The organism is Vibrio sp. SBT000027 (assembly GCF_963894355.1).
Classification (GTDB): Bacteria; Pseudomonadota; Gammaproteobacteria; order Enterobacterales; family Vibrionaceae; genus Vibrio; species Vibrio splendidus.
On the sequence record NZ_CAWQGD010000004.1, the window covers coordinates 1,972,494 to 1,988,134 of the forward strand.

Here is a 15,641-nt window from a genome sequence, read left to right on the forward strand (position 1 = left end):
TTTAGTAATGGTTCATCATCGTATTCGGACGATTACGGAAATACTACATATAGTGATGGGACTTCGTCTTATTCGGATGATTATGGGAATACGACATTCTCAGACGGTACTACATGCTATTCAGATGACTACGGAAATACGACTTGTAATTAATCCTATAGATCGATGAGACTTTCCTTTTTCCAATTAGATACGAGATAAAATCGTCTTAGTGTGGCTACTATAAAACGCTATTGCGCCAGAACAGTCAGTTCGACAAGTACTACTCACTGCATCTTATGCCTATATTTAGCTATGATAGGGCTGTGAGTAGTACTACCTTGTACCACTTTTACTCGGAAAGTTTTGCGCACGTATCTCCTTTTATCGCATTTCATTAATAATCGATGGGTCAAGGTCTTCTAGATAAGCCAAAATACGATTATCTATGTTGTCCCCACCAAAGCCTACTTGATCAATGTCGCAGAGCAAATCAAATGGTAGTTTCTGAAGACCAGTCAATCTTTGTTCCGTTGTAGGAGATACAGATTCAACCGAACGAATCAAATCGACAAATATTGACTCATCATCACGTTGAATAATCTTGTTTGCATAAAGTTCTATTGTTGCAGGATGCGGATAACGAGACTTCTTATCGCTGTATTTAACCGCTTTAATACTACCTAAACTCATAAAGCATCCATTTAGCTGATTAAATTCAGCTTGTGTTAATACTATCGTTACCTTGTACTTATGCGATAAATAATGAAACTTAGTGTAATAGGGCAATCGAATTCGTTCATCGTAATCATGCATATTACAACTACCCGTCCAAGTAACTTCATTCAATCTCTCGCCGAATCGATTTGAGATTTTTTGTTTGGCATTGTCGAAAGCTTCTTCCTGTGTTTGACCACGCCCCTCAATTAAGCCCCAATTTTTTTGGTCCCAACAAGTATTCAATTCATTTAAGATAGCGATAGGCTCTTTCTCTTCCTGCTGCTCTAGAAATACATAAACCAATAAATCTACAACATGCTTTGGTATCTCTTCGTCATAACTTAATTTCATTTTTTCCTACCTAACCTGAGTGGTTCATATTTGAGTTGCTTGATAAAACTAGTTACATTGTCATAGTTTGAATACTTAATTATACTTAAGTGATGCTAACAACTACTTATTCCGTTATCTATCAACAACTTAATGGTTAATATGTTTTGGAGAATGTGGTTAAGAGACCCCGCTTACGATAATCGAAAGGTAGAAAATTTCGACAATATCTATGATTTAGCAATCCAAATGGGGCTCAAGCAAAAGGATATCGCAGACCTGTGTGGGGTCTCACCACCCAACATATCGCATTGGAAAAATAATAATAAGAAAGATAAGCCGACCTATACACAAATCAAACCTTTGCATGTCAAGATTGGAATAGGAAGGATCACGCCAGAATTCAAACCACTACCGGAAGGTGCTCGTGTATATCCCGCTTATTATAGTTTCATCATGGGCATAATAATGGTTAGCTTATTTTCTTGTTTAGTTGCAGTGATATGGGTTCTCTCTGTAGAGCCTTGTTTCCGTGATTGGACGATATGCAAACAACTAACATGGAGTGATATGATTCAGTACGGAATCATTGAAATGAAGGAAAAAATCGTTGTTAAGTAGACTCAGTCATTTTCGTGTAATAAGCAGTATTTATATATTCCGTAATTCTTTGCTCTTTATACGGGCATTCAAGACTGTGTATTGGGTGTAAGTCACATTAACCCGTAGGATAGACTTCGCCCTTAGTACCCTACTCGCTTCTATTCAGAACCTTCATAGGCTGAATTTTTACCCGTGGTACTTTCTAACTCAAAAGTGCCACGAAACGTATTTCAGCGATTGAACTCACATTCTTTTTATTTGTTTTTTGCTCATGCCTTGAAAGGTCTCAATACTGCCCACAGATCGTGAATGAGGAATAACCTCAACAATAGAGTGGATATAATAATGAGTTTGAAACCAGGTCCAAAACCAATCGCTAAATCGACAGGAAAGCCAGATCAACGTCGACGTGACAATAAAAAAACGCCAGGAAATACACCAGGGTTAAAGCCTAGTAAATCCTCAAAATGAGAAAAGGCCACTTATCAAAGTAACTTGATCTCCAATGCTGAGCCAGAACTAGCTGTGCTGGCTCTTTTTACTAATAGTTCACAACAAATTAGGTTGAATTGGCGAGAGAAAGTTGGCTCTTCTAACTCTAAAGTGCCACAAAACTTGTTAGATCAAATGCTCTACAAATTTTAGGGGGCGTTCGTTTTCCCTATCAAATCTAATCCGATGAAAGAGGGTCAGACCGAGCTTATTTTAGGCGTATGTAGGTTGAAAATCGTATTGTCCAGAATCCTCCGGAGTTATACGGAAACTTTCGGCAATTTCTGAAGTTCACATCCTAGTCGCTAGGCAATACGGGCATTAGATTGAGCGTGAGTATAATTAGCGTTATGATTGGTCACGTATAATTACAGAAAAAATCCGTCTATAAAGCGTTGGATTTTGGAGATAGGTCAGTGGATGTATTGTCTATAATTCTTGGTTGGCTTTTGGGTATATTAAGCCCTGTTATAGTTAGTCGTATTACGCGCCAGTACAAGCGTGATGATTTGTATAAAGGGATAATGAAGGAGGTTGACCACATCCGCGAGAGACTTCTTGGAAACATGCACCTTCTATCACATCGAACGGGTTCTTTCGATCGAGAGATTGCAAAATGGTTACTTGAAAAATATGGCGAACTAAAAACTGTGAACTCTAATATTTTGGAGTCATATAAGAAAATCTTGGCAGCGGATGATGCTGAGTTTGACGCTTACAAATATCACTTTCTTAAGTCTCAAGATACAGGATTGACGTTACAAAAGTTCCAACTAACCTTTGTAAACATGCACTTACTAGAATTTTCGCTTTTTTCGTCCGAGTTCCAAACTGAGGTTTTTGAATTAAAAACTAGATTGGAGTTTTTAAATTCTGAGATCGCGCTAGCAGAGAAGTATTTCTTTATGACTTTCGACAGCGGTTTATCTCAAGAAAACCTTGAGATCGTGAAAACTGATTTGACCAATAAGTACCTACATATTGAAACAATGATAAAACGTGTAGTCGAGCAAATCGAAATAATTGGCTCAGTACAAAAAATCTAACAAATTGTTAAAGCTGACAGCTAACCTGTGGCATTTTTGGTTCGGTTGAGTTCATTGATTATTGTGGATTTGCTTGAGTATCGAGGCAGTTAGCTGCAAATTAACAAAGCGTTATGCGCCTAATTGCTGGCCGTTAAATTGTTCGTCAAAGGAGTTGGTTTGGAAAATCTAATTATTGAACAACTAAAAAAACAAGCAGAAGAAAGTAATAATGCCGCTTTAGCTCATAAACAGCTAAGAGAGTCTGACGATTACAAAGAAGAGCTACAGTTTCTAAGAAAAATGATATTAGACTTTACTAATACTCTACGTCTTTGTCAGATAACAGCTTCTCGATGGGTTGATTTTCATGAAAAATATCTTCTCCCTCAACATTTTGACGATCTCGCTGAAGCGGCACTAACTGCACAGCTTGCAATTGAGAATGGAGCTCTTAATCCTGCTCGCAGAGAGCTGCGGTATATGTTGGAAGTAGCAGTAAATATCGCATATGTTGATGAAGAAATGAGTGGCTCACCTCTTCCTGAAAGAAGAGATTTTTATAAAAGTAAGCAAGTTAAGAAAATTAATGTAGATCAGGTTTCAAAATTACCGTTTCGCTTGTTGGGAGAAAATAAAGAGTCATTTTCTCAGCATGTTAAAAATGCTTGGGTAAGGTCTTCTAATTATGTTCACCTAACTAAAAGGCAAATGGACCAAAAGTTAGAGCTTAGAGAAAGAGGTATTACACTTGGTATGGAAACCGTGGCGATGCTTCAAGAAGTCGTTTCGGAAGTGCATGAAGTGTGCAGCATAGTATCTGTATTGGCATTTGAAACCATAGGCCCTTCATTTACTGGAGATATGTTTGTTGATAACTTAGATAGCATTGATCACTGGGCACTCCATGCTAGTGGATATATCGCACTTGTCGATTCGTATTTCGACTATAAGCATGAAAGGAAAGAGCGACTAGACGTCATACATGAAACTAGAACTAGTCGAATTAAATACCCAGTCGTCTAACGTTTAAGGTTTCCAGATACTTTGTCTAATCCAAATCTCGCATGTTAGAACCAATCTCCTAAAACGCTTTTGTCCAGAGGCTTCATAGACCTGAATTTTGACTCGTGGCACTTTCTAACTCGAAAGTGCCCCAAGGCGTGTTTAGAACGCAAGAGACCATCATGAGATTTATTTGTCCAACAGCCTGTTTCCCAATTGCCAAACAGGCTGTTGGACAAACTCTCGGACTCAATTGTGCAAGAGGTCCTTGCACAATTGCGAAACAACCTGTTTCGTGAATTATTTCTGCCCCATTGTTGGATCGACCTTTTACTCATTCATATCCTTGTTCAAGGGGTTCTGCCTTACTAGAAGTTATCCATTCTTCTAATGCTGTTTGTCGTGAATCACCGTGTTGTATTACGGGAGTAAATTCCACCATGCTTCAACGGTTCTAGGGAACTTTGATTAGAATCAAATAAGCAACCAAGGGTTTATGCAATTAATTTATATGATTGAAACTATGAAGTTTATCTATTGAGACAAACACGAAGAAACGGCAGAATGTGCGGATGATATGAAGCTAAAATCCATACAAAGCATTTAATAGTGATTCTCAACACATGGCATTTTTCATTCCATCGTTGGGTTTTGAGTTTAAATTGGAATATTCAAGTCCTCTGGCAGCGTTGCTCATCGTAATCAGGCGTTAACCATTTTTATTGGAGAAATTTATGCAAACACGTTTTTTTGCAGACCCAGAATCGATTCTGGGGACATTAGCTAGATTGTTTGCTGCAAAGGGTGCAGCACGAGAAGTTGCTGTATTGACCTATTCATCCCCTGAAGTTAAAGAAAGCTATTACGATAACTGGAACGGTGGTACAACTCATCACACTTTGTATTTACATGTTCCAATTAATTTGTATCCACAATTAGAGTCAGACTTGGCAGAAATTGAGCATGCTATTTTGGAGAACGCTGGTGTGTTCTTATCAAATTTTGAGAATGATACTCTGTCGACTGTAAAAATCATTCCCGCCGTCCAAGAAGATCCTCAATGGCGTGATAAAGCGTCAGCTTGGCTATCAGGTAGCAAAATTACAAATCAAGGTCGTGTACGTTCAGATAATGTTGCACCTCTATCGACTGATGGTTTGTTGTTTAGGTCACAACCAGAAATTCATTTTTATAGAGCACTAAAGTCAGAGGGCGTATCTTTTTCACCACTGCCTGTTTTTATTCGCGGGGGGCAGACATATAGCCGAATCGAGCCTGACTTTGTAATAGTCCATAATGGAATTACGATGGTCGTTGAAATCGACGGTGATACCGTACACCAGGAAACGCCTGCAGAGGCACAAGCGAGAGTACGAACGTTACAGCACGAAGGTGTACATGTAGAAAGAATTTTGGCTAGTGAGTGTAATGAACCTCAGAAGGCTATAGACGCAGTAAAAAGAATCTTAGAAGCGATAGGCAAATTGAAAGCATCTAGGTAAATATCTATACAAACTGTTTAAGCTTGACTGCATAAGCATGCATTTATATATCTAAGTTAATCTATTGAATAATAGAATGAGGAGACATAGTGAAACTCGATAAATTACGAATCTCACTTTTTCAGAGTTATGGATCAACACCTACAGAATTATCTTTTGACGATCTAACTTTTCTAATTGGCCCCAATGGCTCAGGAAAAACGGCTGCTCTTCAGGCACTTTGTAGAATGTTTGCTTTTGACCCATCTTTACGACGGATAAAGAAATCTGACTTTCATGTTCCATATAACGAAACGGAGCCCCCTGAAGAGCGAACGCTTTGGATTGAAGCTGATTTTCTATTCCCTGAATTGCATGAAGAGGCAGATAGCACAACTGTCCCACCACACTTTGCTCATATGAGATTAGTCAATGGGGAAGATACGCCTCGAGTGCGATTTCGTCTAGAAGCATCTATGGGTATTGATGGTGATATCGATGAGTCATTGATATATGTCTTGGAGCTAGATGAAAATCAGCAACCACATAGTACAGCTAAAGTTTCTCGTATAGACCGCAATCAGATTCAAATACATTATCTTCCAGCGAGACGAGATCCAGCTGAACATATCACCTTTGGAGCCAATGCTTTATTAGGGCGTATGTTAAGAGCTGTTAATTGGAAAGTAGAGCGAGAAGCTGTAAAGGGGCATACAGACCAAATTAGTGCGAGCCTTGACGCAAACATATCGGTAAATGCTCTAAGTACAAGTATCCAAAAGTCATGGTCTTGTTTACATAAAGGGAAGTTTTTCACACAACCAAAAATTACTTTTGTGGCTAGCGAAATTGAATCACTACTTCGCCATTTGTCTATTTCATTTGCTCCAGGACACGATGAAGCTAACGTTGACTTTTCGCGGCTAAGTGATGGGCAAAAGTCGATGTTATATTTGTCTCTAGTCCTTTCATCTCAGGCAATTGGTCGCTCAGTGTTAAAGGGAGACGACTCTTTTGACCCTGATAAACTTCGTCCAGCAGTGTTTACGTTAATTGCTGTAGAAGAACCGGAAAATAGTCTATCTCCTCACTATTTAGGAAGAATTGTGAGTTCTCTTCAAGAGATGCTCGGTCACGGAGATGCTCAAGCTCTCATCGCAACCCATGCACCATCGATGCTTAGACGTGTCGAGCCGAAACAAATACGTTACATGCGTTTGAACTCGGACAGAGAAACAACTATTGCTAGCATTAACATACCTGATGAGGAGCATTACGGCGATGCTAATAAGTTTGTCACTCAGGCGGTAAAAGCTTTTCCTGAAATATACTTTTCACGCTTGGTTATTCTTGGGGAAGGTGACAGTGAAGAAATTGTCATACCACGATTATTAGAAGTTAAAGGAGTTCCTGTTGACGCATTTGGTATTACCGTAGCTCCCCTTGGTGGACGGCATGTGAACCACTTTTGGAGGCTTCTCGAAGGACTAAATATCCCGCACATTACACTTTTAGACCTTGACGTGGGTAGATATCAAGGCGGCTGGGGGCGTATCAAAACAACCAATGATCAATTAATACTACATAAACCGGACCTTCAGTTAACTGATGGATATGCAGTAATCCCAAGATGGGACGACCCTGACGATAAAATCAGAGACTATCATAATTATTTAGAGGAAATGGAAAAGCGAAGAGTATTTTTTTCTTATCCAATGGACTTAGATTTTGCAATGTTGAGAGCTTTTCCTCCAGCATTCAATATAGAAATTGATGATCAAGTTGAACCAGAACTTCCACAGATCAAAGCGGTGTTGGGCAAGTCTCGTACTGAAGCATCCGAATATGACGATGAAGAACGGAAGCTATTTATCACTTATCACAAGTTATTCAAGGTAGGTAGTAAACCCGCTGAGCATATCAGTGCTCTATCTAAACTACCTGATGAGCAACTCTTGGTAAACATTCCCCCATCCTTGGAGCGGTTGGTTGAAGCTGCTAAAGAAATATTGTTGGGGCTTCCTGAATGATTAGAGTAGAAAGCTGGCAACCAGCGGACGGGTTAATTCTGGAGCCTAACGCTTATCGAGCAGCTAGGGAACGCGAAGTTAGCTTAGCTTTGACGGCTGGTCCAGGTGCTGGCAAAACGGAAATGCTTGCTCAGCGAGCAGACTTTTTACTTCGTACAGGTTCATGTCGATACCCTAGACGCATTCTTGCTATTTCATTTAAGGTAGATGCGAGCAGCAACTTAAAGGAACGAATTCAGCGCAGGTGTGGTATTGAACTATCATCACGTTTTGATAGCTATACATTCCATGCTTTTGCTAAGCGAATTATAGAACGCTTTCGTCCAGTATTAACTGGGGATGAGGCCTTAGAAGCGGGCTTCACAATTGGTCCTAAAGTCCTTTACAAGCAAATTGATTTCACGGACTTGGTCCCGCTTGCAATAAAAATATTAAAGGAATCTCCTCTAGCTAGAAATGCGTTGAGACAAACATACACAGATGTTTTTTTAGATGAGTTCCAAGATTGCACAAACCATCAGTACGAGCTTATAAAAGTTGCATTTCAAGGAACGAATATTCGCCTTACGGCTGTTGGTGATACAAAGCAGAAAATTATGGGATGGGCCGGTGCACTTGACGGAATTTTTGAAACCTTTAAACAAGACTTCCAAGCTGTCCCACTCAATATGTACCGAAATTTTCGTTCAAAGCCTAAGCTTCTTCAGTTGCAAAATGAAATCGTCAAAATTCTGGACCCTGCTTCAGTTATGCCTGAAGAGCAAGTAGTGGGAGACGAAGGTGAAATACAAATTCACCCTTTCCAAAATTGCCAAGAAGAAGCCGATTATCTTTCTGAGAAAATTGGTATATGGATAAATGAAGAGCAAGTCCCTCCTTCCGAGATAGCTATACTCATCAAGAATCAACCTGACTTATATGCAATGAAGCTTATGGTAGCTCTGCGTGACCGAGGTATTCCATATAGGAATGAACAACAGTTTCAGGATATATCAGTTGAGCCAGCAGCACGCCTAATTGTAGATTTTTTATTAAGCACTTTTGGCAAACAAGAACCTTCTGCCTGGATTCGCTTGATGGAAAAGCTAGTTCCATTCACTGAAGATGACGATGAAAGAGGAGAGTTAGTTCAAAACTGGCAACGCTTCATTATAGGGGAAAAGAAGTCACTAAATCAGAATCCTATAACATCTGAAAACCCCAAGAGATGGGACTGCTTGAAACGTTTTGTTAATAAGGTGGGATTTCAATCACTAATGTCTCTGTCACATGACTACGAAACAGAATCACGTTTACGTGAGGTGCTCAATGATACTTGCTCCAAGATCGATCAATTAATGTCAACTGGACTCTCTCTTCTGGAGTCTTTGAAGCGTTTTGAAGATGATCAAGCAGTTAGAATACTTACAGTTCATAAGAGTAAAGGCTTAGAGTTTGACTCTGTAGTGTTACTAGGTGTTGAAAATGAAAGCTACTGGGGAAATCCAGAAGAAAATTTATGTACTTTTTTTGTTGGGGTTTCAAGAGCAAAACGAAGGTTGTTGCTGACACATGTTAGCTTTCGCTCTAGGCCTGCAGATCATTATGGAAGGTGGGACGCTCATAGGTGCAAACAGGAAAGATTTTTGGGATGTGTAATATGAGAACAATGTTTGTATCTCTTATTAACTAACAGATAAGAAAGTATCGCGAAAGACGGTATCACGCGATACTTTTCCTAATCTACCCAACATGAATTAGGGTCACCTACCTAACTTACTTTTGTCCAATAACAAGTTACAACTATTCGGATCCCGAATTAGGAATCCGAACTTAACTTGCTAGCTTTAGCGGCCTAGGTAAACTGCAGTAACCTCTTCCCTTCCATGCCCTAATTCTTCAGTGATGACCATTCTTGCCTCAAAGTCACGCTGTTTGTCCATTCCGGTTAGTCCCTTGGTTGACGGCCCCGTCCCGCAGCAGGAGCATTAAAATCCGTCAATTCAAAGTATCGCTGAGCCGCATACGCATGCAATGAACCATGCACTTTATCTAAGCCTATTTAGATAAAAATTCTTTTGTGTTTTTTCATCTAAGAAGCATATTTAGTATTACTGAAATCATTACCCTAACACATATCAACAACCTCACTATTTCAAGTACTTATAAGTTGTGCTTTAATGCACCAATATGCTACTGGGTGAATTTAAATGGCAAGAAAAAATGATGGGATTATATGGCACTTAATGGACGCTCCATGGTGGCTAAGCGTATTGCTATCAGCATGTATTTATTTGGGACTTTCATATCTATTGCCTAACTTAGCCATTGAAAGTGATAACTTCCTCTTTAAAGCTATAGCTCCAAACTTACCCTTGATGGCACCATACTTTACGTTCTTATTTTTGCTTCCCGCACCGATAGCGTTTTTCAAGCAATACAAGAGGAAGAGAAGCTTTCTTACGACGAGCTCTCAGGTTAGAGAGCATAAAAATACCTCACCGCTAAATCACCTAAACTGGATAGAATTTGAAAGTTACATCGGTGAATACTTTAAGTCTCAAGGGTATGCGGTCAAACAGTCTTTCACTCAAAAACCTGACGGCGGTGTTGATATTTGGCTCACAAAGGATAATGAGTTAAGCCTTGTCCAATGTAAGCATTGGAAAACTCGTAAAGTGGGAGTGCAAGTTCTAAGGGAAATGTACGGAGTCATGATCGCGAACAATGCCAGTAAAATGATAATTGTAACGTCGGGCGACTTCACTTCTGAGGCCGTTGCCTTTTCCCTAGATAAACGCCTGTGGTTAGTCAACGGCAGCGAACTGGTTCATATGATTGAAGATGGGCGAAGCTTTCAGAATAAACCATCAATAACTACTCCAGCACCAAGAGTTATCTGTGAGTCTAGGATGTGCCCACGTTGCCAATCTAAGCTCGTAATACGTGTCGCTAAGCGGGGAGCTAAAACTGGAATGTCTTTCTATGGTTGCTCGACGTACCCAAAGTGCCGTTATACTTGCGACTGTTGAATTCCCATGCTCGAAGTTATCAATGTTTGTTATCGGGCAGTTGTGATCGCCTAACTTAAAAATCCCTAAACATGTATTAACCGTAACTAGATGTAAAAGGCATTACATATCGGTAATGCAATACAAAACCTAATTAGAGCGTCAAAACAAAAATTCATATACCACTTATTGCTATTTTCTTTGCCAAAAATACAAACTATTAGGGCGGCTTTAAGTAGGTATGAGTTAACTTTCAACGTAGCAGAAACTTAAGATGATACAGCCAATAAAAGAGAAAAAATGACTATTTTTGAATCCGATATAACCCTTGAGAAACAATTGGTCTACTTAGACACACTGACTATCTACACTGCCTTACAAGGAGAATTTGTAGAAGGAGATAACAATCACTTTAATACTAGCTTTAACGTTAAAGAGCGCCATGTCTACAAAATAGATGTCTTTAATGCTGAGACAACAGACTCCCACTTTATCAAATTATTTATAACCCAAATCGCTGCTCATAGTAAGAGTAGTGGTTGGACGCTCAAAGATACTTACCCTCCTTCTTTATCTAGTATTGAAAATGTTTTTTCAGTCACTGTCAGCAAGACCGACGAAGTGGTCAGATTTGGTCCAAAGGGAAACTTAGGGATGCTCGATACTAATTTTAAAAACAGAGGTATTGGTCGATTCTGTATGTCGTACTTAGTAAACACGCTTTTAAATAAAGGATTTGGTCATTATTTAGTAGCTTCACCTTCATTAGCTTATAAAGATGCTGAAACTAATGAAAAGAAACGACTACGAAACAACTTCTACCAAAAGTCTGGATTCAAGTTTGAGAATATTGATATCGAAGATGGTAGTTGCTCTGCTGGCTCTGTAGATACTCTATGCCAAAGCTATAACCGAAAAAAGGTAAAACTTCTTAAAACAGATTCAATAGCTAGAGTGGTTATTAGAGAGTTGAAAAATCAAGAAGAACGGGAGACTGCGTTAAAATGGGACCTAAAATCAAGCATTAGAAATGAAGAGAGTGCAACTCTAAAAAGTTATCTCTTCAAATCACTTCTTTACCTATCAATTATGGGTAATATCTTGATGTATGTAGGTTTCGGAGTCTGGCTAAAGGTGCTCTTTATTAGCATTTTAACACTGCTCTCTTATAAATCTGTACGTCACCTTTTCAAGAACTTGAGACAGTTTTTCAATTAGGGGGAACGAGTGACAACTATTCGGATTCCGAATTAGGAATCCGAACTTCACTTATAAGCTTTAACGGCCTAAATAAACTGCAGTAACCTCTTCTCTTCCGTGCCCTAATTCTTCAGTAATGACCATTCTTGCCTCAAAGTCGCGCTGTTTGTCCTCTCCTGTTAATCCCTTGGTTGACGGCCCTCCCGCAGCAGGAGCATTAAAACCCGTCAATTCAAAGTATCGTTGATGCGCGTACGCATGCCGTAACCCATGCGCTTTGTCTAAGCCCATTTTGATACAAGCTCTTTCGTATCTTTTCATCTGAGAAACGTACTTAGCATTTTCTGGAATTAAAGAGTTATCCCCTACCCACTTTTTCACTTCATCAATTAACTGGCGTTGTTCCAAAGTACGAATAGGCACATCCCTAGGTCTTGCTCCCTTGGTTTTTACTAGATGTAAATGGTCGCCTCTATCTGCTAAATAAAGCTGGATCTTCATGCACTCTTCTCGGCGCAAGCCAAACGCGGCTTGCAAACGAAAACTCGCGTCAAGATACCTGTCCTTGAGTGTTGCTAATTTTGAATTTGATAGGAATTTGGCTTTGTTCTGGTTGGTGACATACTTGCGGTTTTCGATACCAAGGGAAGCATTGCTTTTAGGAACTAGCCCTGGCTTCCCGATTTTTTCAGAGAGCCAACGCAGGTGAGTCATACACGTCTTGATTGTGCCCGCTGCTAGACCTTGAGTTTGCCAATAAGTTACAAGCTTCTCTATATGCTTGCGGCCCAAGTTCCTTAGCTCAAGCTTTCTGACGTTAAGCTCTCTTAGTTGTTTGTCAGCTAACTTTAGTATCTTCTTGCGCTCTGCTTGAGTCGCTTTAGAGCCATCGGGGTTTCACCGTTTTTGAGCCCTCAAAAACGTCTAAAACATGTTATCAAATCCAAACTAAAGATACCTACCTACCCGCTCTACTTCTTTCAACGCAACGCAATCGGCAGTGATACCGACAGGCGCTGTATTAAGTGAATACCACTTAACATCATCAGCCTCTTGAGCTGTGATATCTCCTTTCCAGTCACTCACAACAAAGTAATGAATCAACTGAAGTTCCTTCGTAGGATGGTAAAGCGAACACAAGTATTGGTAATCAATCGGAACAACATTAAGCTCTTCATCGATCTCACGAAAGAGTGTCTGAACCTGGTTTTCACCGTGTTCAATATGGCCGCCAGGTATAGTGATTAAGCCGGGATCGGTCTCCTTAGACTCACTACGCTTTTCTAGCAATACTTGTGATTCGTTCAGCAAGATAAAAGAGACACACTCATATACATCCATCGGGGTTTCCTTAGGCCATAGTTTATATATTTAGACTTTCTTTACGACAACAGAGCCCGCAATGAAGTCGTGAATCGCTCTGCGTTTGTGATTAAACAACATAGAGATGAACTCTAAAAGAACCCAACCAATCATTGCGTAACCAACAAAAATAAAGGCTCGGCCTTGCTCTAAGCTTTCCCAGGTTTGGCCGTAGAACGACAGTTGTGCATAAGCATAGAGACTAAAAGGTATAAGCATGATTGGGACAATATCTCTCATACAAGACTGTTTGAGGGTTAGGTTTCTGCTTTCAGATACATCGACCACTTTTACTCTCGTGACCATCTTACCAATCGTTTGTCCATATTTGGCATGCATACCAACGTAGTAAGTAATCCCTATTAGTGAATTCACAATTCCCCAAGCAAAAACACCACCCGAACTAATCACTCCAGAAAGCACGTAATCATCTATCCATTCCAATGGCAAAAATACGATTGAATCTATCCAGATAGCAAAGAAGCGTCTCCAAAAATTTGAATACTTATTGGCGTACATTCTTGTTCCTCACGCACTTATCGATAACCAAAGAGAGAAACTACAACACATCAGTTTTTAAAACATTAAACTGACCATGATTTATAAAACAAATGCGAAGTGGTATGCATATACCACCATTCCCCCAAATTGACTAGCCGATTCACCTACTCTCGAATCAGCTTTTTGCTCAGCCTTTCATACAATTCAAAAGCTTCTGTTTTAGATATCAAATTTCCGAGAGCGTATTGATGAGCTAGCTCAATATCGTCGCTTTGATTGGAGTAATAGCGCTTGGCGACTGCAGCGCACTGGCTTAGATTGATGTACCAACTGCCGTCTTGCTCGGCCACAAAGTAATACGCCGCTCGCACTAACTTTTTGCCAATTACCTTAACGACATCCGCATCAGTCATTGTTTTGAAACTCGAGGGCATGTGCTTAAGAAAAGTCGATAAATCGCCATTAAGAGCTTGGGCTATTTCATTACTGGGCTTATATCGTGGAAACTTTATAGATAGATCATTCCCCCAAATACAACAGCAACAATGCTTGAGCCAAAACTGCCAATGGAATTCTTCGTTGGGCTGCAGAACCTCTGAGAGAGACCCTGGATCAATATCAAGCTTAGTCACTTGAGGATAGGTTTGGGGTATGGTGTCGGAAAGTAGGTTAAATACTTCCTTTTCTCTCTGACCAACAGGCGTAGCAAGTACGATAGAAACATCCAAATCAGAGCGACCAACAATGGCCGTTCCTCTAGGCACGCTTCCATACAAGTAGATACCATCAACTTGACCTGGAAATTCTCTTAGCAGCGAATCAACGACTGCTGACACCACGTCTTGAAATTCAGGCGCAATGTTCTTTGGCGAATAAAGATTTTGAATGAATCCGTCTTTATCGAGCCCTCTATCTAGCTTCTGTATGCCACTTTCCATCACTAAGCCTTTTTCCAATCAGAACGTAGAACCGCCAGCACAACTGTATCCCACCATTGACCTTTGAAGAATCGATGATCTTTAAAACACGCTTCTTGTTTCATTCCCAGTGACTTACATAATTTAATCGCAGCCAAGTTCTTGCTGATGGTTTCGGCGTAGATACGATGCATGCCTAACTCTGAGAAACCAAAATTAGCGAGGGCTTCAGATGCTTCTATAGAAAGCCCTTTTCCCTGAATTTCCCTCGAGAAAGCACAGCCCATCGAAGCTTGTCGATCACCCTCAAGGCGCAAACAAACGGTTCCAATAAACTTCCCCGAGTCTTTGCTTTCAACCGCTAGTTGAAAAGACTGGCGTGGGACATCTAAAGCCTGTGCAACAAACAACTGAGTTAGCTCTCGATATTTGTTAGGTTCGCAATCACTTTCATCATAGAAACGCTGATACTTTGCGTCTTGAGAGATCGCAACAAAGGCACACTCGTCTTCGATACTCATATCTCGAAGAATCAACCTGTCAGTTTCCAGCTTAAACATCAAAATTCCTTTTTATCTTATAGCCTTGAAGGGAAAAGTCTCGGAGGTGTTTACTCGTATACTTTCCCGTTATGCTTCAACCAACCATGAGTGTGATGATTACGAGGGTCTTTGTGCGTCCAGTGCATTACGCCACCTTTCTTGTTCCATTCATATTCACCATAAAATTCAACTCGATCGCCCTTTGCCAGTCCCTGAACACGAGGCGCTAAGTCAATATTATGTGCGACTAACAAGGTTTGTCCGCTATCGAGTCGCAAAATGAATTTCTGATGTCGAGAGCCTTTATTATCATCAGGAAGTACTCGATACACCGTACCCGATCCGCGCACCTGAACGTCGCTTTGGTGATTTTCGTAAGCTTGCTTAAGTCGCGTATCATTCGCTTGAACATGACTGATGCCGAAGCTAAGCAGCACCAAAAGTAGCGCGCAAAATGGTTTCAT

General features: G+C 40.2%; 14 protein-coding genes and 2 pseudogenes. 8 read left to right on the top strand and 8 right to left on the bottom strand.

Translation table 11 applies throughout. The annotated features are described in order from the left end of the window. Positions 1 to 363: 363 nt before the first annotated feature. Positions 364 to 1,050 (bottom strand): hypothetical protein, encoded by a 687-nt coding sequence (locus tag AACU28_RS18570; protein ID WP_046224586.1) that lies wholly within the window; start codon positions 1,048 to 1,050, stop codon positions 364 to 366. Between the two features lie 153 nt (positions 1,051 to 1,203). On the opposite strand from AACU28_RS18570, the gene AACU28_RS18575 reads away from it, so the two are divergent. The 6 genes from AACU28_RS18575 (at position 1,204) to AACU28_RS18600 (ending at position 9,308) form a co-directional block, all read left to right on the top strand. Next, positions 1,204 to 1,650: a helix-turn-helix domain-containing protein gene (locus tag AACU28_RS18575; RefSeq protein WP_046224585.1), complete on the top strand. Its 447-nt coding sequence runs from the start codon at positions 1,204 to 1,206 to the stop codon at positions 1,648 to 1,650. An 890-nt stretch (positions 1,651 to 2,540) separates the two neighbouring features. Continuing rightward, positions 2,541 to 3,170, top strand: coding sequence for a hypothetical protein (locus AACU28_RS18580; protein WP_108176355.1), 630 nt, complete (start codon positions 2,541 to 2,543; stop codon positions 3,168 to 3,170). Positions 3,171 to 3,329: 159 nt separating this feature from the next. Beyond that, on the top strand, positions 3,330 to 4,175 hold the full coding sequence (locus tag AACU28_RS18585; RefSeq protein WP_108176357.1) for a hypothetical protein: 846 nt from the start codon (positions 3,330 to 3,332) through the stop codon (positions 4,173 to 4,175). A gap of 713 nt (positions 4,176 to 4,888) precedes the next feature. Continuing rightward, positions 4,889 to 5,656, top strand: a complete 768-nt coding sequence (locus AACU28_RS18590; RefSeq protein WP_121603421.1) for a hypothetical protein — start codon at positions 4,889 to 4,891, stop codon at positions 5,654 to 5,656. Positions 5,657 to 5,745: 89 nt separating this feature from the next. After that, entirely contained in the window at positions 5,746 to 7,665 is a 1,920-nt protein-coding gene (locus AACU28_RS18595) for an AAA family ATPase (RefSeq protein ID WP_108176361.1), read from the top strand. After that, positions 7,662 to 9,308, top strand: a complete 1,647-nt coding sequence (locus tag AACU28_RS18600; protein WP_108176363.1) for a UvrD-helicase domain-containing protein — start codon at positions 7,662 to 7,664, stop codon at positions 9,306 to 9,308. The genes AACU28_RS18595 and AACU28_RS18600 overlap by 4 nt, the downstream gene beginning before the upstream one ends. Before the next feature lie 183 nt (positions 9,309 to 9,491). On the opposite strand, the pseudogene AACU28_RS24585 reads toward AACU28_RS18600, so the two are convergent. Continuing rightward, positions 9,492 to 9,706: pseudogene (locus tag AACU28_RS24585) on the bottom strand (integrase); the annotation flags it as partial. 148 nt (positions 9,707 to 9,854) lie between these two features. On the opposite strand from AACU28_RS24585, the gene AACU28_RS18605 reads away from it, so the two are divergent. After that, a complete protein-coding gene (locus AACU28_RS18605) occupies positions 9,855 to 10,676 on the top strand; it encodes a restriction endonuclease (protein ID WP_108176365.1) in 822 nt (273 codons plus the stop codon). Positions 10,677 to 10,955: 279 nt separating this feature from the next. Continuing rightward, a complete protein-coding gene (locus tag AACU28_RS18610) occupies positions 10,956 to 11,873 on the top strand; it encodes a hypothetical protein (protein ID WP_108176367.1) in 918 nt (305 codons plus the stop codon). 60 nt (positions 11,874 to 11,933) lie between these two features. Here the strand turns inward: AACU28_RS18610 and AACU28_RS18615 are convergent. The 6 genes and pseudogenes from AACU28_RS18615 to AACU28_RS18640 all read right to left on the bottom strand — a co-directional run. Beyond that, positions 11,934 to 12,752: pseudogene (locus AACU28_RS18615) on the bottom strand (phage integrase N-terminal domain-containing protein); the annotation flags it as partial. A 51-nt stretch (positions 12,753 to 12,803) separates the two neighbouring features. Further along, positions 12,804 to 13,196, bottom strand: a complete 393-nt coding sequence (locus AACU28_RS18620; RefSeq protein WP_108176369.1) for an NUDIX hydrolase — start codon at positions 13,194 to 13,196, stop codon at positions 12,804 to 12,806. A 30-nt stretch (positions 13,197 to 13,226) separates the two neighbouring features. Continuing rightward, the gene (locus AACU28_RS18625; RefSeq protein WP_054541011.1) at positions 13,227 to 13,736 is read right to left on the bottom strand and encodes an RDD family protein; all 510 of its coding nucleotides are present in this window, start codon (positions 13,734 to 13,736) and stop codon (positions 13,227 to 13,229) included. 146 nt (positions 13,737 to 13,882) lie between these two features. Next, complete coding sequence (locus AACU28_RS18630; RefSeq protein ID WP_108176459.1) at positions 13,883 to 14,644, bottom strand: nucleotidyltransferase domain-containing protein; 762 nt, start codon at positions 14,642 to 14,644, stop codon at positions 13,883 to 13,885. 14 nt (positions 14,645 to 14,658) lie between these two features. Further along, on the bottom strand, positions 14,659 to 15,195 hold the full coding sequence (locus AACU28_RS18635; protein WP_108176371.1) for a GNAT family N-acetyltransferase: 537 nt from the start codon (positions 15,193 to 15,195) through the stop codon (positions 14,659 to 14,661). Between the two features lie 50 nt (positions 15,196 to 15,245). Then, positions 15,246 to 15,641 (bottom strand): DUF3465 domain-containing protein, encoded by a 396-nt coding sequence (locus tag AACU28_RS18640; RefSeq protein WP_108176373.1) that lies wholly within the window; start codon positions 15,639 to 15,641, stop codon positions 15,246 to 15,248.